General features: G+C 64.9%; 18 protein-coding genes. 8 read left to right on the top strand and 10 right to left on the bottom strand.

Annotated features, from left to right (window positions below; translation table 11 throughout):
* Window positions 1-247: 247 nt before the first annotated feature.
* Window positions 248-2,731: a TonB-dependent receptor gene (locus IP83_RS14830; RefSeq protein WP_054123026.1), complete on the top strand. Its 2,484-nt coding sequence runs from the start codon at window positions 248-250 to the stop codon at window positions 2,729-2,731.
* Window positions 2,732-2,810: 79 nt separating this feature from the next.
* Window positions 2,811-4,160: an SRPBCC family protein gene (locus IP83_RS14825; RefSeq protein WP_369817031.1), complete on the top strand. Its 1,350-nt coding sequence runs from the start codon at window positions 2,811-2,813 to the stop codon at window positions 4,158-4,160.
* A gap of 126 nt (window positions 4,161-4,286) precedes the next feature.
* On the opposite strand, the gene IP83_RS14820 is transcribed toward IP83_RS14825, so the two are convergent.
* From IP83_RS14820 to IP83_RS14810, 3 genes are all read right to left on the bottom strand, one after another.
* On the bottom strand, window positions 4,287-5,045 hold the full coding sequence (locus tag IP83_RS14820) for a glucose 1-dehydrogenase (protein ID WP_054122994.1): 759 nt from the start codon (window positions 5,043-5,045) through the stop codon (window positions 4,287-4,289).
* 29 nt (window positions 5,046-5,074) lie between these two features.
* A complete protein-coding gene (locus IP83_RS14815) occupies window positions 5,075-5,995 on the bottom strand; it encodes an SDR family oxidoreductase (RefSeq protein WP_231625065.1) in 921 nt (306 codons plus the stop codon).
* 155 nt (window positions 5,996-6,150) lie between these two features.
* Window positions 6,151-6,810: a TetR/AcrR family transcriptional regulator gene (locus tag IP83_RS14810; protein WP_054122992.1), complete on the bottom strand. Its 660-nt coding sequence runs from the start codon at window positions 6,808-6,810 to the stop codon at window positions 6,151-6,153.
* Between the two features lie 305 nt (window positions 6,811-7,115).
* Between IP83_RS14810 and IP83_RS14805 the strand changes: the two genes are divergently transcribed.
* A complete protein-coding gene (locus IP83_RS14805) occupies window positions 7,116-8,768 on the top strand; it encodes a class I adenylate-forming enzyme family protein (protein WP_054122991.1) in 1,653 nt (550 codons plus the stop codon).
* Window positions 8,769-8,886: 118 nt separating this feature from the next.
* Here IP83_RS14805 and IP83_RS14800 read toward each other — a convergent pair whose 3' ends face one another.
* Genes IP83_RS14800 through IP83_RS14790 form a run of 3 tightly spaced genes read right to left on the bottom strand, consistent with a single transcriptional unit; the run spans window position 8,887 to window position 11,598 of the window.
* The gene (locus IP83_RS14800; RefSeq protein WP_054122990.1) at window positions 8,887-10,038 is read right to left on the bottom strand and encodes an acetyl-CoA acetyltransferase; all 1,152 of its coding nucleotides are present in this window, start codon (window positions 10,036-10,038) and stop codon (window positions 8,887-8,889) included.
* Window positions 10,031-10,399: a Zn-ribbon domain-containing OB-fold protein gene (locus IP83_RS14795; protein WP_054122989.1), complete on the bottom strand. Its 369-nt coding sequence runs from the start codon at window positions 10,397-10,399 to the stop codon at window positions 10,031-10,033. The genes IP83_RS14800 and IP83_RS14795 overlap by 8 nt, the downstream gene beginning before the upstream one ends.
* Window positions 10,396-11,598 (bottom strand): CaiB/BaiF CoA-transferase family protein, encoded by a 1,203-nt coding sequence (locus tag IP83_RS14790; RefSeq protein ID WP_054122988.1) that lies wholly within the window; start codon window positions 11,596-11,598, stop codon window positions 10,396-10,398. Before IP83_RS14790 ends, IP83_RS14795 begins: the two co-directional genes overlap by 4 nt.
* 248 nt (window positions 11,599-11,846) lie before the next feature.
* On the opposite strand from IP83_RS14790, the gene IP83_RS14785 reads away from it, so the two are divergent.
* The 3 genes from IP83_RS14785 to IP83_RS14775 are packed head-to-tail and all read left to right on the top strand — an operon-like array spanning window position 11,847 to window position 14,633.
* Entirely contained in the window at window positions 11,847-12,608 is a 762-nt protein-coding gene (locus IP83_RS14785) for an SDR family NAD(P)-dependent oxidoreductase (RefSeq protein WP_054122987.1), read from the top strand.
* 13 nt (window positions 12,609-12,621) lie between these two features.
* Window positions 12,622-13,989: an SRPBCC family protein gene (locus tag IP83_RS14780; protein WP_231625064.1), complete on the top strand. Its 1,368-nt coding sequence runs from the start codon at window positions 12,622-12,624 to the stop codon at window positions 13,987-13,989.
* Window positions 13,986-14,633: an FMN-dependent NADH-azoreductase gene (locus IP83_RS14775; protein ID WP_054122986.1), complete on the top strand. Its 648-nt coding sequence runs from the start codon at window positions 13,986-13,988 to the stop codon at window positions 14,631-14,633. The genes IP83_RS14780 and IP83_RS14775 overlap by 4 nt, the downstream gene beginning before the upstream one ends.
* On the opposite strand, the gene IP83_RS14770 is transcribed toward IP83_RS14775, so the two are convergent.
* Complete coding sequence (locus tag IP83_RS14770) at window positions 14,579-15,088, bottom strand: MaoC/PaaZ C-terminal domain-containing protein (protein WP_054122985.1); 510 nt, start codon at window positions 15,086-15,088, stop codon at window positions 14,579-14,581. The genes IP83_RS14775 and IP83_RS14770 overlap by 55 nt on opposite strands.
* Complete coding sequence (locus IP83_RS14765; protein WP_054122984.1) at window positions 15,085-16,314, bottom strand: aromatic ring-hydroxylating dioxygenase subunit alpha; 1,230 nt, start codon at window positions 16,312-16,314, stop codon at window positions 15,085-15,087. Before IP83_RS14765 ends, IP83_RS14770 begins: the two co-directional genes overlap by 4 nt.
* Window positions 16,315-16,468: 154 nt before the next feature.
* On the opposite strand from IP83_RS14765, the gene IP83_RS14760 reads away from it, so the two are divergent.
* On the top strand, window positions 16,469-16,933 hold the full coding sequence (locus IP83_RS14760; protein ID WP_197274388.1) for a VOC family protein: 465 nt from the start codon (window positions 16,469-16,471) through the stop codon (window positions 16,931-16,933).
* Window positions 16,930-17,283: a Rieske (2Fe-2S) protein gene (locus IP83_RS14755; protein WP_054123023.1), complete on the top strand. Its 354-nt coding sequence runs from the start codon at window positions 16,930-16,932 to the stop codon at window positions 17,281-17,283. The genes IP83_RS14760 and IP83_RS14755 overlap by 4 nt, the downstream gene beginning before the upstream one ends.
* Window positions 17,284-17,316: 33 nt before the next feature.
* Here the strand turns inward: IP83_RS14755 and IP83_RS14750 are convergent, their stop codons facing one another.
* Window positions 17,317-18,480, bottom strand: coding sequence for an MFS transporter (locus tag IP83_RS14750; protein WP_255352080.1), 1,164 nt, complete (start codon window positions 18,478-18,480; stop codon window positions 17,317-17,319).
* Window positions 18,481-18,558: 78 nt separating this feature from the next.
* Complete coding sequence (locus IP83_RS14745; RefSeq protein ID WP_054122981.1) at window positions 18,559-19,335, bottom strand: aspartate/glutamate racemase family protein; 777 nt, start codon at window positions 19,333-19,335, stop codon at window positions 18,559-18,561.
* Between the last annotated feature and the right edge of the window lie 2 nt (window positions 19,336-19,337).

The raw sequence follows: 19,337 nt of genomic DNA, 5'->3' as shown, positions 1-19,337 counted from the left end.
GTTTGGATGCAATCGGTGATGAGACTGTCATTCGCTTGCCTTCCAAGGAAGTGCCAGCCGATCGGGCAGATGCGCCGGTTACGCAAGGATACGCAGGGGAGCGCGCTGCATGCGGCGGGGCGTGATCCCATCCCAATGTGCGCAGTCACACCTCTCTAAAAAAACATACATGTCTGCTTGCAAAATGCGTTCCGGCGTTAATCCTTGGCCCGACACCGCACCTGAATGCGGGCATGAGGAGATGGGGATGGCACTGAGGGACCTTCGTTGGTCGGCCGCGTTTGGCGTAATTGCCGCCGCGATGATGGCGACACCAGTTCTGGCAAACGACGAGCCGCAGGCGCAGACCGCGCAGGGGCAGTCGAGTGCCGACGAGATGGCGAGCGATCGCCTCAATGAAATCGTCGTGACGGCTACCCGCCGCGATTCGAACCTGCAGCGCACGCCGGTCGCGGTCTCCGCAGTTGATGCGAACCTGATTCGCCAGTCGAGCCCGCGCGATATCGGCGATCTCGCTGCCTTCGTGCCGAACTTCTCGGCCAACACGATCACCAACTTCAACGCTGCCTCGTTCGCGATGCGCGGCGTGGGCCAGACCTCGATCATCGTCTACTTCGAGCCGCCTGTTGCGGTGCTCGTCGACGACTTCGTGGTGCCTTCGGTCCAGACCCAGCTGCTCGACACGTTCGACATCGCGCAGGTCGAAGTGCTGCGCGGCCCGCAGGGCACGCTCTTCGGCAAGAACACCACCGGCGGCGCGGTGACGGTCAAGACCAAGCGCCCCGAACTCGGCGTGATCGGCGTGGACGGCCGCGCTGAATTCGGCTCGTTCGGTACCTATCGGGGCCAGCTCGCGGCCAATATCCCGATCTTCAGCAACATGGCGCTGCGCGTGGTTGCCGGGGCCGAAAAGTCGAACGGCTTCTACAAGAACGGGGCCTGCTATGGCCCGGTGGTGAGCTTTGTTCCGGGCAACTTCTCGGGCGTCTCGGGCTGCCTCGACGGCAAGTCGGCCGGCGGCAAGGACGTGGTCAACCTGCGCGGCAAGCTGCTGTGGGAGCCCACCAGCCGCCTGCGCATCCTCGCGCAGTATGAATGGCTGCGCGATCGTTCGGAGACGGTGCCCTCGGTCAATGAGAACTACCTCTACAACGGCACGACGCCGTTCCTGACCGACATTCTCAACACCGTCCGCCAGAACCCGGCGAGCAGCGATCCGCTCGACAATGCGGCGGTGACCTATCGTCAGGACGGCCTGATCAAGATGCGCGACGGTCAGCGCATCTCGGTCGACGGGTTCTACCTCAATGCCGACTACGATCTCGGCTTCGGCAAGCTGACGTCGGTCACCGGCTGGCGCCGCCAGATTTCGCGCATCCCGAACTCCTATGCGGGTGCCGCACCGATCGGGATTGATGGCACGCCGCTCTCGTTCTTCGATGCGACGCGTGACGACAACCGCAAGACCTTCCAGCAGGAATTGCGCCTCGCCACCAACACCGGGACGGCGTTCGACGCGGTGATCGGCGGGTTCTACCAGCGCGAGACGGTGGATTTCTGCGTGGCGCAGATCCTCGGCTTCCTTGATCTCGTCCAGGGCCCGCTGCCCTTCGGCAACTGGAACGACACGCCCTTCATCCTGTGCAACGCGCAGCGGTCGAACTCGAAGGCGGTCTTCGCCGAGGGCACCTACAAGCTGACCGACAAGCTCTCGCTGACCGGCGGTTTCCGCTATACTTGGGAAAACAAGACCTGGTATGGCCGCAACCAGGTGTTCATCCCGCAGCTGAACGGCGGGTTCGATCCCTCGATCCAGATCACCGAAGCGCTCGGCGCGAGCGTGTTCAGGTATCCCGCCGGCGTGGTCACGGTGAACAACCGGGCGAACAAGCCGACCTTCCGCGGCACGATCGGCTATCAGGCAACGCCGGACGTCTACGCCTACTTCAACTATTCGCGCGGCTTCAAGGCGGGCGGCTTCAACGACCAGATCGGCGGCTTCGCGGCCTTCGCGACCGACCTCAATGCGTTCCGCGAAGCGGCGCGCGCGACCCGTCCGGAAACGGCGGATTCGTTCGAGGCGGGTATCAAGACCGAGCTGTTCGATCACCGCCTGCGCTTCAACCTCACCGGCTTCTACGTGAAGTACAAGGATCTGCAGAAGCAGCTGAACGTGCCGATCGTGGTCAATGGCGCGCCCAACCAGGTGACGCTGTTCGTCAACGCGGCCAGCGCCACGGTGAAGGGCATCGAGGCGGAAGCCACCGCCCGCCTGTTCAAGGGCTTTACCCTGCGCGGCGTGCTCGGCTACCAGGACGGCAAGTACAACCAGTACACCGCCCCCGGTGCCGGTTACAACCTTGCAGACGCGCCGCTCGACCGCGCGCCCAAGTGGCAGTGGACGCTCGACGGTGCCTACGAAGTGCCGGTCGGTTCGAACTACAAGATCATCGCCAATGCCTCGGCGGCCTATACCGCGCGCAACCTCAACACGCAGTCGATCACCGATATCGAAGGCAACACGTTCCTCAACGCCCGCACGCTGGTGAATGCTTCGCTCACGATCTCGCAGATCGACGACAAGTACTACGTCAAGGCGATCGGCCGGAACCTGACGGACGAGCGCTACCGGATCGCGTCGCAGAACGTCGCAGGCCTGTGGCTCAACTCGAACTTCGGCGCGCCGCGCTACTTCGGCGTTGAGCTTGGCGTGCGCTTCCGTGGTCCCTGATCGGGCTTTCGGCCTGTAAGAACGTCTGCGGGTCGCCATGCTGGGAAACGGCATGGCGGCCCGCAATCATGATCGGGAAATGACAATGAACGCCTTGGACCTCTGGGACATTCATACCGGCAAGCGCTTCCCCTTCGATGCGCGCGCCCCGCGGATCGACAACGGGACCGGGCGACCTTCGCCGGACCGCTATGTGAGCGCGGCGTTCGCGGCCGAGGAATGGGACAAGGTCTTCGCGAAGAGCTGGCTGCTGGCAGGGCCGGTGTCCGACATTCCCGAGCCGGGCGACTTCATGAAATTCGATATCGGGCCGGAGAGTTTCATCGTCGTGCGCGACGACGATGGTTCGGTGAAGGCGCACTACAACGTCTGCCCGCACCGGGGCAGTCAGCTGGTGACGACTGATTTCGGCTCGCTCGCCAAGTTCACCTGCCCATTCCATTCGTGGCAATTCGCGCTCGACGGCACCTGCACTTCGGTGACCGATGCCGAGACGTTCCGCCCCGAAGTGCTGTGCCATGGGACGGACCTCTCCTCGGTCCGCTGCGAAGTGGCGGCAGGGTTGGTGTTCCTGTCGATGGACGCGGAGATCAAGCCGCTCGCGGAATTCCTGGGACCGATCCTTGGCCAGCTCGAGCTCTACGAGATCGACCAGATGTACGTGGTGCAGCACCGCCGCTCGGACTGGGGTTCGAACTGGAAGGGCGGGGTGGATGCCTTTGCCGAGATCTACCACCTCCACGCCGTGCACTCGCAGACGCAGTGCCTGATGGATGACCGCACGCAGATCGACCTGTGGCCGGGTGGCCTCAGCCGCCAGTTCGTGCCGTTTGCGCAGCCGAGCCCGCGTTTTCCGGATCAGGAAAGTGTCAATCCCGGCATCCAGATGATGCTGCGCGATGCGGGGATCGATCCGGAGACCTATCAGGGCTCGGCGCGCGAGACGCGGACTGCGGTGCAGCAGGCCAAGCGCAAGCGTTCGGACGAGCTGGGACTGCGCTACGAGCGGTTCAGCGACAGCCAGCTTTCGGACTCAGTGGTCTATTCGGTGTTTCCGAATGTGCAGATCGGGTGCCATCCGGAAGCGGTGTTCCTCCACCGCTTCCTGCCGCACGCGACCGATCCGGACCAGTTCACCTACGATACCTGCATCCTTTATCGCCATGTCGATGCGCCCGGTTATTCGGCTCCAGCGTGGATGGGGATGGGCGAGGATGTGGACTTGTCCGGCCGAACTCGCCCGGATGTGATCCACACCGCGCTGGGCGAGCCGCCGTGCCTCGGCGAGGTGCTCGATCAGGACAGCGATCTGCTGCCGGTGGTGCAGAAGGGTGCGCGTTCACGGGGGTTCAGAGGGCCGCTGTGGAGCGAGCAGGAAGGGCGGCTGCGGCATTTTCATGCCGAACTCGACCGGATGATGAGGGCTTAAGAGCCTCAAAAACTTCGTCATTGCGAGGAGCGTAGCGACGAAGCAATCCAGAGCCGCCGCGCACTACCGCTCTGGATTGCTTCGCTGCGCTCGCAATGACGAAGCTTTTGGTGGGTTTGGCAACACTCAGAACGGGCGGATGGTCAGCCCGTTGTCGATCACCAGCTCAGCACCGGTGATATATCGGCTCTCGTCGCTGGCGAGGAACACGACGAGCGCCGCGACGTCCTTGGGGTGACCGGCGGACCCATGCGGCAGGACGCCTTCGGGGATCTCGTTCGCCTGCCCCGGGCGACCTTCAGCCTGCTGGACCATCGGCGTCTCGATCGCGCCAGGATGCACCGAGTTGCAGCGGATCTTGTAGCCCTTGACCTGCGCCATCACCGCAACAGACTTGGTCATCGAGCGGACCGCACCCTTGGCGGCGGAATAGGCGAAGAAGATCGGGTAGCCGAGCAGCGCGCCGACCGAAGACATGTTGATGATCGAGCCGCCGCCGCTCCTGTTCATCAGCGGGATCGCGTGTTTCATGCCCAGATAGACGCCGTCGATCATGATCGAATTGACCCAGCGGAACTTGTCGAGCGTGGTGTCCTCGACATCGGCATTGAGCACGACGCCGGCATTGTTCACCAGCACATGGAGGCCGCCGAACTTTGCTTCGGTCGCGGCATAGGCGGCGATCCACTGCGCTTCGTCGGCCACGTCGAGCGCCAGCGCGATAGCGTTCTCGCCGATCCTGTCCGCTACAGCCTGCGCAGCGGCGAGGTTTACATCGGTGACGACCACCTTCGCACCTTCGGCGGCGAGCGCCTCGCAGTCCGCCGCGCCCAGTCCCGAACCACCGCCGGTGACGAGCGCCACCTTGCCTTCAAGCCGGCCCATATCGTCTCTCCTCAATTATCGCGGGCGGTTCAGGCCGCGCCGTCTTCCGAGAAATAGTCCGGCATGCCCGCCGGCCAGATCACGCCCCACTGCGCCTGTCCGCCATCGATGATCATGAGATCGCCGTTGATGAAGCGGCCTGCGGGGCTGGCAAGATAGGCGATCGCTTCCGCCACATCCCAGGCATTGCCGCGCATCTTCAAGGGGTTGGCCTTGTGGAAGCGGGCGAGCGCTTCCTCCGGATACATGCGGAAGCCCTCGGTCTCGATCACGCCGGGGCCGATGCAGTTGACGCGGATATTGTGCGGCGCCCATTCGGTGGCCACCGTCTTGGAAAGGTAAATCACCCCGGCACGCGCCGCACAGGTGTGCGCGGCCTGCGGCATGCCGCGCTCGACATTGGCGACGATGTTGATGACATGGCCGGGCTTGCCATCCGCGCGCCAGCGCTTGGCGGCTTCCTGCATCATCCACCAGGTGCCGTTGAGGTTGGTGTCGATGACGGCGAGCCAGCCCTTGCGGCTGAAATCGATCGCGTCCTGCGGGAACTGGCCGCCGGCGTTGTTGACCAGCGTATCGAGCCCGCCGAAGTGATCGTGCACCGCGCCGATCATCGCTTCGACCGCTTCGGGATCGCGGATATTGGCTTCAAGGCAGAGGATTTCGCGCCCCGTCTCCTCGCGGATGAGGTCTGCGGTCGCATCCAGCTTTTCCTTGGTCCGGCCACAGATCGCGACATTGGCGCCGAGCTTGGCAGCGAGGAATGCGGCCGCCTTGCCCATGCCGCTGCCCGCGCCGGAGATCAGGATGGTGTGTCCGGCAAGCAGGTCTTCGCGGAAGATAGTCTGCTGCGCGCGCAGCGCTTCCTCATCCAGTCCGCGCTTGGGCCGGCCCGGGTCACCGGGCTCGGGACGGAAGATGCGCGGCGTATGGATATCGGGCGCGTTCAACGGTTCATCCCCCATTCGTTCGTTCCCGCCTTGCTAGAACACCCGCGCAGAAAAAACAAACAGGTCTGATTTTGATTTGCGCCGAGGGAGTGCGATTTGCGCAAGGTCTGCCGGGGTTTGGCGCCGCTTTGCGTGTCCGCACAAATTGGCGGAGATCAGTTCTGCGCTGCAGGTGCAAGCGCGCGGATCTGGGCTTCGAGATGGCGCAGCATCGGATCGACCTGGGCCTGGTCCATGCCGCCTGTCTGCAGCGAGATTGCCATGCCTTCGAGGATCGTCTGCGACAAGGTCATCGCCAGCGCGAAGTTGGGCGAGCCGAGCCATTCAGGAAACAGCGCTTCGGCTTGCGCATTGAACTTCTCGCGGAACTCGTCCTGCAGTGGCGAGAGGATCGAGGCGAGATCGGCATCGGTTCGCGCGGCCACCGCCAGCTCGTGAAAGGCGATGAAAGCGGGCTTCTGCAGCTGGCGCCAGTAGGTCTCGACGAGGTCGGTGACTTCGTGCTCGGGCCGGTCGGCCGCGCGGCGGAAGGCGCGCAGACGCTTCTCGTGGAGTTCGGTGATCGCGGCCTTGATCAGGGCCGAGCCGTTCTCGAAGTGGTGGACCATTGCCCCGCGCGAAAGGCCGGCTTCTTCGGCGACCTTGGGCGTGGTGGTCTGGGCATAGCCATACTTGACGAGGCAGCGGACCGTGGCGTCGATCAGTCGAGCGCGGGTCTGGGCCGCTTTCGCCGCCTGGAGAGTGCGCGTGCGATCAGCCGCCGGGCGAGCGGGCCGAGGGACGGGCCGTGCCGCCCGCGTGCGTGATAGTGCCATCCGTGTCTACTTGCCTGAACCGTTGCGCACCGGTTCCGGTACGCCTTGAAAACATCCTTAATGCGTTTTCATGCCACGTAAAACTGCCGCTTTGACCGCTTCGGGGACAAGTGTCCCGGCACGGATCGCAGCGGCCAGCTGCGCATCACATGAAGCACATCGAATCAACCATGCAGCACTTGCATGCCGCACTCTCCAAAGAGGTAACGCATCGCACGGAAAAAGACAGATATGATTGTCTTTTTCAGCATGCCGTGTATCTCCGGCACAAGACCAATAAGAGGCCCGCCGGGGCCGGGGGATGCATGACCGACCAGCTGTCACACGCCGCTGCACCTGTCCTCACCATGGGCGGCATGATCCGCGCTTCGGCAAAGGCTTTCGGGGCCCGCGAGGCGCTTGTGTTTCCGGATCGCGTGTTCACTTACGGCGCGCTTGATCGCGCTGCAAGGAACTGGGCGGCGGCGATGATCGCGCTGGGCGTGCAGCCCGGCCAGCATGTCGGCCTGTTCATGCCCACCTGCCCCGAGTTCATCGTGGCGTTCTACGGAATATCCATGGCCGGTGCGGTCGCGGTGCCGATCAACGCCCGGTATCAGTCGCATGAACTCGCCTATCTCGTCCGCGATGCCGATCTCGTCGTGCTGGTGACGGCGGGGCAGGTGGCCGAAGGGCTGGACTACCGAGACCGCGTGCGCGCGGCGTTGCCCTCGCTCGCAGGCGCGGACCAGGCGCGGGGGCTGAGCCTCGATGAAGCGCCGATGCTGCATACGATCATCTCGCTCGATTATGAGCATGTGGACGGCATGCTACCGGTCGAGGAAGCGCTGGCGCTGGGCACGGAGGTTGACGCCGGAGCCATCGACAGGCGGATCGACGATGTCGATCCCGAGGATATCGCGATGATCCTCTATACCAGCGGGACGACGGCGAACCCCAAAGGCGCGCTCATCTCGCACCGCGCGCAGGTGGGCAACAGCCGCAATCTCGGCAAGCGCTACCTCTGCACGGCGGACGACAAGGTGTGGTCGCCGCTGCCGATCTTCCACATCGCCGGCATCCTGCCGATGACGATGATCCTCGATCTGGGCGGGGTGTACATGACCGTGCCGCACTTCGAGGCCGGGCAGGCGCTCGCCATGCTGGGCGCGGAAGGCGCGACGATCGCCTATCCCAGCTTCGTCACGATCATGCAGGACCTGATCAATCACCCCACGTTCCAGACGACCGATCTTTCCAAGCTGCGCGTGATGAATTCGAACTTCGCGGTTCAGCCGGCGTGGATCAAGGACGCGGTGGTGGCGGCGATGCCGCACACGATCCAGGTGGGGACCTATGGCCTGACCGAAGCAGCGGGCACGGTTTCGACCAGCCGTCTCGACGACAGTTTCGAGGTGCGCACCGGGCGCTGCGGCTTCCCGCTCGAGGGCTGGGAAATGCGCATCGTCGATCCCGAAACCGGGCGTGATTGCGGACCCGACGAGCGCGGCGAGATCGTGCTGCGCGGGCCGCATATGCTGAAAGGCTATTACAACGCACCGGAGAAGACCGCCGAGGCGATCCGCGATGGCTGGTTCTTCACCGGCGACGTCGGCTCGGTCGATGCGGGTGGCAACGTGATGTTCCACGGCCGTACCAAGGACATGCTCAAGGTCGGCGGCGAGAACGTCGCGGCGGCGGAAATCGAGTCCATGCTGCAGACGCACCCGGCGGTAAAGCTGGCGCAAGTCGTGGGCATTCCGGATGCGCGCTATGTCGAAGTGGCGGCGGCGTTTGTGGAGCTGGCCGAGGGGGCATTGACTGACGAGGCCGAACTGATCGCGCACTGCAAGGGCAAGCTGGCCGGGTTCAAGATTCCTCGGCATGTGCGCGTGGTCAGCGAGTGGCCGATGTCGACCTCGAAGATCCAGAAGTTCAAGCTTCGGGCAGGGCTGATCGAGGAACTGGGGCTGGGGTAGCCCGGCACTCTCCAAAACCCGCTCATGCTGAGCTTGTCGAAGCATCAGAAGCGACAGGTGCGTCAGCACCCTTCGACAAGCTCAGGGTGAGCGGGGTTCGGTTTGGTCCCGGCTCTTACTAGACCGTCTCGGCGTTCCCGAAGATCACCGTCGCCTGCGCAGAAAGCGTGCCGCCGTTGCCATGCGCCAGCGCGGTCTTTGCGCCCGCGATCTGGTTGGCGGCTTCACCGCGCATCTGGCGCACCCCTTCGACCATTGCGAACATGCCATACATGCCCGGGTGGCAGCACGAAAGGCCGCCGCCGTTGGTGTTCACCGGCAGCGAACCGCCCGGCGCAATCGCGCCGCTCGCCACGAACTTGCCGCCTTCGCCCTTGGGGCAAAAGCCGAGGTCTTCGAGGAACAGGATCGTGTTGATGGTGAAGGCGTCGTAGAGCTGGACCGTGTCGATCTGGTCCGGGGTGAGGCCTGCCATCGCCATCGCGCGCGGGCCGGATTCTGCAGCGGCGGTGACGGTGATGTCCTCGGCCTGCGTCACCGAGTTGTACCACGTCGCCGCAGCAGCGCCGAGCACGGGGACGAGCGGCTGGGGGCCATCTTTCGCGCGGTCCGAGCGGGTGAGGACGAGCGCGGCGGCGCCGTCGGTGACGAGGCAGCAATCGCGCGCGCGGATCGGGCTGCTGATGAGCCGGCTGGTGGCGACATCCTCGATGCTCAAGGGCCCCTTGGCGAAGGCTTCGGGGTTGGTGTTGGCCCAGAGCCGCGCGGCGACGGCAACGCTGGCGAGGTCCTCGCGCGTGGTGCCGTACTGGTGCATGTGGCGCGCGGCGGCGAGCGCGTAGAACGAGAGCGGGTACATCGGGTTGTAAGGCGCGTCCCACCGGTCGGGCCTAGCCGGGGTCGAGAGCTTGCCGCCGCTGGAGCGCTGGTTGGCGCCATAGGCGATGACCGCGCAATCGAGGTATCCGGCATCGAGCATCATGCACGCCGTGACGAGGTGGCTCATGAACGAGGCCCCGCCCGCGCGGTTGTTGTCGGTGAAGCGCGGGTGGAGGCCGAGGTACTGCGCGAGGCTGAGCCCGGCGAAGAGATCGTCGGGCAGCGCAATGAACAGGCCATCGACTTCGGACAGATTGATCGCAGCATCGGCGAGCGCGAGCTGGACCGCCTTGCCCGCCATCTCGATGGTCGAGTGGCCGGGCATTTCGCCGACGCCGAAGGTGGAAGCGCCGGCGACGGAGACGCGGCCGCGCGGGAACGTGTCACCCATGAGCCTGCTCCACCGGATCGAAGACAATCATCGGCGTTTCTCCGCCGATGATGCGGGCCTTGACGGCCATGCCGATGCTGAGCGTTTCAGGCGTCACGCCTTCGACCCGGCCCATCAGGCGCGCGCCTTCGGCGAGGTCGACGAGAACGACGTTGTATGGCGGCTCGGGCGGTTTGCGCTGGATCCATGTAGCGGAATAGATGGTGCCGTTGCCCGAGGCTTCGACCCATTCAAGACCGGCTCCAGTGCCCGGAGCGAAGGCGCGGGGCGGGAAGACCGCTTTGCCGCCACCGACCGGCTGCTGGATCAGGAAGCGCCTCTCGGCAAGCGCTGCATCCCATTCGGCGGCTGGACCGTTCATGACAAGACTGCTCCTGAAGCGACCATCGCCGCGATTTCGTCTTCGTTGAATCCCGCTTCACCCAGTACCGCCGCACTGTCTGCGCCCAGCGCCGGGCCGGGATCGCCGATGGCGCCGGGAGTGCCGGAAAACTGCGTGGGGATGCCCGGGTAGCGCAAGGTGCCAAGCTCCGTTTCGGCGCTGTGCCAGAAGCCCGTCTCCTCGAGGTGCGGATCGTGGAGCAGGTCCTGCAGCGAGGCGATGGGCGTTGCGGGGATTTCTGCGCTGCGGAACAGGTCCATCCACTCCGCCGTGGTGCGGGTGACCATGACCTTCTCGACATGGGCCAGCACCGCCGAGATGTTCTCGCTGCGGCTGCGCATCGAGGCGAACATGGGATCGTCCGACCACGCGGGGTTGCCGAGTTCGCGGAAGAAGGCCTGCCACTGCTTGTCGTTGTAGATCATCACGCCGACATGCCCGTCCGCCGTCTTGTAGGGGCGGCGCGAGGGCGAGGTGGCGCGGGGGTAGACCGGCGGGCCCAATGGCGGATCGAACAGCGAGCCGCAGATGTGCTCGGTCGCGGCGAAGGAGACGAGTGTCTCGAACATCGGGACTTCGATTTCCTGGCCCTCTCCGGTCTTTTCGCGCGCATAGAGCGCGGCGATCACGGCATAGGCACCGGTGAGGCCGGCGACCTTGTCGGCGATGACGGTGGCGCTGTAGGTCGGCTCTCCGCCGGAGAGCTTGGCTTGAAGGTCTACGATGCCTGAGGCGGCCTGGACGATATCGTCGTAGGCCGGGTAATCGCGGTAGGGGCCGGTGCGGCCATAGCCATAGAGATTGGCGTAGATGATCTTCGGGTTGGCGGCCTTCAGCGCGGCGTAGTCGAGCCCGAGCCGGGCGATGGCCTGCGCGCGCATCGAATGGATGAAGACATCGGCATCCTTGGCGAGGCGCAGCACGGCATCGCGCGCGGCCTGCTGCTTGAGGTCCAGCGCAAGGCTGCGCTTGCCGCGATTGACATTGAGGAACATCGCGCCGCGCGTCGGGTCTGGACCCGGCGGAATAAAGCGCGTGGTATCGCCGGCGGGGCCTTCGATCTTGATCACGTCTGCACCGAGATCCGCGAAGATCTGCGTGGCATAGGGGCCCATCAGCACGGCGGTGAGATCGAGCACGCGCACGCCTGCCAAAGGGCCGTTTCCGCGCCCGCTCATGTCGCGTTCCCGGTGCTGAAGATGAGCCCTGAATGCCCCATGATTCTCCCGTTTCGTCTGGCCGTTTCGTGGCACTTGGGTCCGCTATGAAGGACGACAAAAAAGCATTCAAGCATGTTTTTTTCTTGGCGGCTTGGCTCCGCCTCCATAGAGTGTGCAGCCGTGAGAGGAGCGGCGCTGGCTTCGGGCATTCCGGGTGCGTAGGCTACCCGCGAACTTGGTAGCCCCGCCGAAGGAAAGGACAAGACATGGATCTGGGACTTCAGGGCAAGAAGGCGATCGTCGTCGGCGGCGCGCGCGGCATCGGCTATGCAGTGGCCGAGATCCTGGCGCGCGAAGGTGCCGATGTCGCGATCAGCGCGCGCGGCGAGGACAGCGTGAAGGACGCGGTTGCCGCACTGGGGCGCTATGGCACGCACGTGGTCGGCAAGCCCTGCAACGTGAAGAAGGCGGACGACTACAAGGCATGGCTTGAATGGGCGATCGAGGCACTTGAAGGCGTCGATGTGCTCGTGCCACTGAGCTCGGCGGGCGGCGGCATGGGCAGCGAAAAATACTGGCACAATGCGTTCGAGACCGACGTGATGGGCCCGGTCCGCGCGGTCGAGGCGGTGATCCCGGTGATGACGCAGCGCAAGGGCGGCTCGATCGTGCTGGTGGCGACGACGAGTGCGCTCGAAGCCATGGGCGGTCCGCAGGCCTACAACGCGATGAAGGCTTCGCTGATCACCTGGGGCAAGCAGCTGGCGCTGGCGCATGGCAAGGACGGCATCCGCGTCAACGTCGTCTCGCCGGGCCCGATCGAGTTCGAGGGCGGTAACTGGGACATGATCAAGGGCACGATGGAGAAGTTCTACCAATCGCAGCTGCGCCAGCAGCCGATGGGGCGGCTGGGCAGGCCGGAGGAAGTGGCGAAGGCGATCGTGTTCCTCGCCAGCGAGGCGGCAAGCTGGTGCAGCGGTTCGCATCTGGTGGTCGACGGCGCCTACACCAACCGGACGCATTTCTGAGATGGACCGGCCGGTGACGCACAAGCCCGTCACGTGGGACACGTCGAAGATGGACGTGAAGCGCGTCGTCGACGTGATCCGCGTGACGCCCGAGACGAACACCAGCCGCACGCCGGTGGACAAGGCGCCCGATCCGGAGCTGGGCCATGATGTGATCCCGGCGGCGCGGTATTATTCGCCCGAGTTCATGATGCTGGAATGGGAGCGAATCTGGACCAAGGTCTGGCTGCTCGGCGGGCGGGCCGACGATATCCCGGAGCCGGGCGATTACATCTGCACCGAGATCGGCAAGGAAAGCGTGCTGATCGTGCGGCAGCACGATGGCTCGCTGCGCTGTTTTCCAAACGTCTGCCTCCACCGCGGCAACCGGCTGCGGCCGGAGGGGATCGGCAATGCGCAGATGTTCCGCTGCATGTACCACCACTGGACTTACGGTCTGGATGGCAAGATCGAGCGGCTGCCGGATCTGTGCACCTTCCCGCAGGGCGGTCCTCCGGGGATGACCCTGCCGAGCCTGCCGGTGACGGAATGGAATGCGTTCGTGTGGTTCTCGCTGAACCCCGACGTCGAGCCGTTTGATGATTACATCGCGCCGCTGAAGGACCATCTTGAGCCCTATCACCCCGAACGCATGGCGTGGAAACGCGATGTGACGGTTGAGTGGGACTGCAACTGGAAGGCCTCGGTCGATGCCTTCAACGAGACCTATCACGTGCAGGGCATCCACCCGCAGCTGCAGTGGTATCTCGATGACGTGAACGTGCAGATCGACTGCTACGAGCGGCACAACCGCTACCTGATCCCGTTTGCCGCGATCAGCCCACGCGTCGCTATGCCGAGCGCGATCCCGCCGGCGATCGAGGAGATCATGCGGCACGCGGGCATGGACCCGGCAGAGTACGAGGGCCGGGTGAGCGACATTCGCCGCGATGTGCAGCTGTTCAAGCGCAAGCACGGCAAGGCGCAAGGGAAGGACTATTCGGCGCTGAACGATGATCAGCTGACCGATGATTATCACTACATGATCTTCCCCAACGTGGCGCTCAACGTGCACGCGGACGACGTGATGATGTTCCGCCAGCGTCCGCACGCGAGCGATCCGAACAAGATGCTCTACGATGTGTGGGTGTTCGAGCTGGTGCCGGAAGGCGAGCCGTGGCCCGAGCGCGTGAAGCACCGCCGCTTCAGGCATGGCGAACGCAGCATCGGGCAGGTGCTGGATCAGGATGCCTACAATCTGCCGACAGTGCAGGCGGGCATGAAGAGCGAGAGCTTCCCGGGGCTGTGGATCGGCGAGCAGGAACTGCGCATCCGCCATTTCCACAAGGTGCTCGACGATTACATCTACGGGCCGGGCGGCAAGCAGGCGGGGGACTTGTGAGCGAGCGCATCCTCCATGTGATCGTCAGCCCGCGCGGGGATCGCTCGCGTTCGGTCAAGGTGGCCGAGCGGCTGATCGCAGGACTGGTGTCGGCGAGCTCCGGCGCGGTGGTCGAGACGCTGAACGTCTGCCAAGCCGATCTGCCAGCGTTGACGGGGCCGGTGATCGAGGGGCGCTATGCGCTGATCGAGGGCCGCGAGGTGGCGGACGCGGTGCGCGCGGAGTGGGGCCGGATCGGTGAGGCGGTGGCGCATTTCCTTTCCTTCGACACCGTGGTGTTCAGCGTGCCGATGTGGAACTTCGGTATTCCCTGGCAATTGAAGCAGTATATCGACACGATCACCCAGCCGGGCATGGCCTTCCGCGTTTCGGAAACCGGCGTCGAAGGGCTGGGCGCGGGCAAGCGGGCGATCCTGGTCGCATCGGGCGCGCTCGATATCCGGTCCGGCGCTCCGGGCGCGGAGCTCGATCATCAGGTGCGCTTCATGCATGCCTGGCTCGGCTTCATCGGGATCACCGATGTACATGTGGTGCACCTGCGCCCGACTTATGGCCCGCCCGAAACTGTCGAAGCGGCAATGGCGGAAGCTTATGCCTCCGCCGAGGCGCTGGTGGCGGACCTGTCGCGCGCCTCGCGCGTGTAGACGAGGTTGGTGCTTTCGAAGGTCACGCATTCGGTGCCGTCTTCGAGCATGACGACATAGCGGGTGACGGCGGTGCCGCGCGGCTTGCCGCTGCGCGAGGGTTCGAGACTGAGGATTTCGCTGGAGACGCGCAAGGTGTCGCCTGCGCGGACCGCACGCTTCAGCCGCAGGCGGTCCCAGCCCACGCCGCAGACGAAATCGATGTCGCCATTGATGGCATGATCCATCTGCCGCCAGATCGCCAGCACATGGATGCCGCTCGCGACGACCTCGCCGAATACCGAGGCGCGCGCGGCTTCGGGATCGGTGTGGAACCACTGCGGATCGTGCGCGCGGGCGAAGTCGACGATTTCCGCTTCGGTGACGGTTCGCGGGGGCGAGAGCTTCTTTTCACCCACCACAAGGTCTTCGAAGGTCCGCCACGGCGTGCCGAGCGGCGAAAGGCTGTCCGTCATTCGCGCACGATGAAGGGCGCGAGCACGGGCTTCACCCGCAGGTGCTCGGGCACGTTTTCCACGCCGATGCGGCGGTCGAGCTCTTCGTGCCAGTTGTAGATACGGCGCTCCTGATAGTTGAGCGACATGCCCTTGAAGCCGGGGCCTTCGACTGATTCCTGGATCTGCGGGGCGAACTGCAGGTCCTCGTAGAGAATGCGCTCCCAGTTCTTGATGCGCATCTCCCACAGCGGGTGGGGATTGGCGGGATCGTGATCGGGCGCGAGCCAGGTCGAGACGACGCGGGTGCGTTTGGGGCCCATCGGCCAGAACTGCAGCAGCGGAATACCGGTGGGTGCAGGTGGCATCACGAAGTTCGGGTAGATTGAGTAGCTGACGTTGTTCTTCGCCACGAATTCCGAGATCGTCGGAATCTCAGGCACGCCGACGGTACCGGGATCGATCCAGCCCTCGCGGCGGTTGGGGGTCGCCATGCGGCTGTGGCCATTGGGCCAGAGCGTGACGATCATCGCGCGGTGATCAAGGAAGCGGTCGACCGTGTTCTCGTGGATCGACTTGAGGTGATAGACCTCGAGGAACGCATCGAGCAGTACCTTGACGTTGCAATCCGTCTCGTACGTCCGACTGTCGACAAGGCGCAGGGTGTCCAGTTGGAGCTGCTCAAGCTCCGCCGCCATCGGGCCGATATGCTGGAGGAGCGGTTCGGCATTCGGGTCGGCATTGAGGAAGATCAGGCTGCCGAGCAGTTCGCAGCGCACCTGGCTCAGCGCGTGGCAGGAAAAGTCGAAGTCTTCGGCAAAGTCGCGCCGGTCGCGGACCGCGGTGAGCTTGCCTTCCAGCGTGTAGGACCAGCCGTGATAGCCGCAGATGAACCCGCGCGCGGTGCCGCTCTCCTCCTTTACGAGAGGTGCGCCGCGGTGCTGGCACGTGTTGTAGTACGCGCGGATGACGCCTGAAAGCGTGCGGGTGACGATCACGGGGGAGCCGGAGTTGCGGCAGAGGAACCACGAGCCGGGCTCGGGCAGCTGGTCGACATGGCCCGCATAGAGCCACGCCTTCTTCCACATCCCCGTGTCCTCAAGCTCGAGGAAGGCGGGATCGACGTAGCGGCCGCCGGGGATCGAGGGCAGCGCCGGGAAATCGACCGGCGGGCCATTGCGCTCGCGTTCCCACGCCATGCGTGCCAGATCGTCGGCAGGGGGCTCTGCAATGAGCACTTCGGACATATGACTCTCTCCCGGAACGACGGGGTTCCGATTGCCATTTAAAAACATTCATGTATGCTTGTAAAGTGATCGTTTTCGGGGTGATTTTGGTGAATTTTTCAATTGTATAACATGGGTTTGCGTCATGATGATGGGCGCTGCGGGAGTGATGCGAATGGAGATTTTGGCGGGTATCTTTCACCACGGCGTGATCGTGGATGATCTGGAAGCGGCGATGGCGCATTTCAGCACGACGATGGGCTGCACCTGGACCCCGGTGCGCACCTTCGATCCGATGCCGGTGTGGAACGCGGCAGGCGAGCAGCTCACGGCCAAACTGCGCGTGGTCTATTCGCACCAAGGGCCGCTGCGCATGGAACTGATCGAGAGCGTGCCCGGCACCGCCTATGACGCAATGCGGGCGCTGGGCCCCTCGCACCTTGGCGTCTGGGTCGATTCGGTGGCGGACAGCGCAGAGGCGATGCTGGCGGACGGCTGGGAACTCGTTTTGGGCGGCGCACCGGCGGACCAAGGTCACGGCGCAATCGCTTACCTGTCGAAGCCCGGCAGCCCGGTGATCGAACTGGTGGCCCGCGCGATCACGCCGGTGATGGAAGAGTGGTGGGCAGCAACCGCATGAGCACGACCTGGCACGACTTGCTGCCCGAGGCCGAGTTCCCGGCCGAAGGCAAACTGGCGGCGCGGCTGGCGGGGTGGCACGTGCTGGTGCTGCGTGCGGATGACGGGAGCTACCGCGCGGTCAATGACCGCTGCACGCATCAGGCCGCGCTGCTTTCGGAAGGCCGTGTGCGGCGCGGTGCGGTGATGTGCCCACTCCACGGCGCGCGTTTCGATGTGCTGACAGGCAAGTGTCTGGGGGCCGCCTATCCCGACCTCCGGACATTCGCGGTGCGCGTGGAGGCTGGCCGGATCACGGTGGAAATTCCCGATGCGCAGCCCGGGCCGGGCGAGACGCCGGTCGTTCTGTAGCCGGCCATGCCGCGAGGCCCGGGCTGATCCGGTTCAGGACGGAGAGGGGCGGTTCGGCAGCTGCGCACTGCCTTTCAGGAGCGAGGCTCCGGCAAGGACAGCCAGCAATGCCAGCCCGCCGAGCGCGGCGGCCTTGCTGCCCAGCGCGTGATCGAGCTGCACGAAGGCAAGCGGGGCGATCAGCACGCCGAGATAGGCAAACGACGTTCCGGTGGCGACGGCTTCGGCGGTACGGCCTGTCGGTGCGGCGCGCAGCCCGAGCTCGGCGAGCAGGATGCCGTTCCAGCCCATCGCGGTCATTCCGAGCAGCATGCTGCCAACCACAAGCCTGAAGGCGGATGGCAGCGGCCAGAGCAGGAGCAACCAGGCCGCGCCGGTCAGGAGACCGATGAGGGCAAGGTGAAGCATCGCCCGACCCCAGCGCGACGTCGTCATGCCGAACACGATGCGCGCCGCAGCTCCTGCCATCGTCGCGATCGCCAGGTATCCGGCGGCCTTGCCTACGGAGAGGCCGTGCAGCCAGACCAGTCCCGGCACGAGATAGGTCGTGAGAGCGGCCTGATTGATCGCGTAGACCCCTGCGATCAGGGCGAGCTGGCGTGTGGCGCGTTCGCTCAAGGCGCTGCGCACAGACCCCAGCAGGCGCTGCCGCGGCGGCAGGTTGGCCGAAAGCGCGCCGAACGGACGCAGCCCGGGGAGCGACAGCACGAACGTGGCGGCGAGCAGCGCCAGCACCGGCAGGGTCATGCTTTGCCACCCCGCCTGCTGCGCGACATGGGGCGCGATGAGCGCGACCAGCGTCGTGCCCACGGGTACGCCCGTCTGCCGCACCGAAACGACCAGCGGCTGCATGGCGGACGAATAGCATTCGGCCAGCACCAGCGAGCTCGACGGGACGATCACCCCGTAGGCGAGGCCCATGAGGACGATGCCGAGGCAGGCTGCGGCGACCTGCAGCGGCGGCGGCGCGATACAGGCGAACAGGGCATAGCCAAGCCCCGTCGCCGCCACGGAGCCAAGCTGGATGGTGCGCACGCTGAAGCTCGCCATCAGCCGTGCAGTGCTGATCGAGCCGACTATGGCCGCCGCATAGATCAGCGAGGTGTAATAGCCGATCCAGCTTTCGGGCAGGTGCTGCGAGCGGACGATGAGCAGGGAGATCGCCAGCGGACCCGCGATCGTGAACGACGCCGCGATCTGGATCAGCGAGGTGGCAAACAGTGTTCCGAGGCCGCTTCGGTGCGGCGCGGAGGAGGCAGGACCGGAGATGGCGGGTCAGCCCTGGCCCCGCTGGACCCGTGCCCCGCCATCGAGCATGCCGCTGATCATGTCGCCCATGTAGACATGCGGCTTGGGATAGGCCGCGCGGCTGTGCTTGAGCCCGAGCGAAAGCGCCGCCTCGACCAGCTTGTAGGTGAGCGGGCCCGGATTGATCAGCGGCACCGGCAGACGTTCGGCAAGCCACGCGTGGCTCTGGTGCATGGTGGTCGAGCCGAGGCAAATCGCCTGAGCGCCGTCCTCTACGCACTGCATCGCGCTCTCGAGCAGCTTGGGAAAGACGTCTTCCTCCTTGCCGCCGAGGAGGTTTGCCACATCCGGTGCGATATTGGGGGAGCGGACCGAGACGCACTTGTCCTCCAGCCCGTATTCGCGCAGCGTCTTGGTGTAGAGCCCCTTCCACGGCGCCCACTGGGTGAGCACCGAGAAGTTGTTGGCGAACAGCAGCGCGGTCAGGAACGAGGCCCGGCCCGGCGAGATCACCGGGATATCGAGCACCGAACGCAGCGCATTCATGCCGGAATCGCTCATCGTATCGATGCAGACGGCATCGTAGCCGTCCATTTCCGCGCTCAGCCCGGCCTCGAAGATCGAGATATCGGCGAGCACATAGTCGTGATGGCTGTCGTACAGCGCGGGCGCGGCCTTGACCGGCTTGTAATCGAACGTGATCCCCGGCCCGAGCCGGACGGAATCGAGCTGGGCCTTGCGGTTGGCGACGCCTTCGTCGTCGAGCGGAAACGGAACGATCACCAGAACGCGCTTGTCGGCCATGA

The organism is Novosphingobium sp. AAP93 (assembly GCF_001296055.1).
Taxonomy (GTDB): Bacteria; Pseudomonadota; Alphaproteobacteria; order Sphingomonadales; family Sphingomonadaceae; genus Novosphingobium.
The sequence above is the reverse complement of the archived record's forward strand: the minus strand, read 5'-3'. Positions and strand labels throughout refer to the sequence as shown.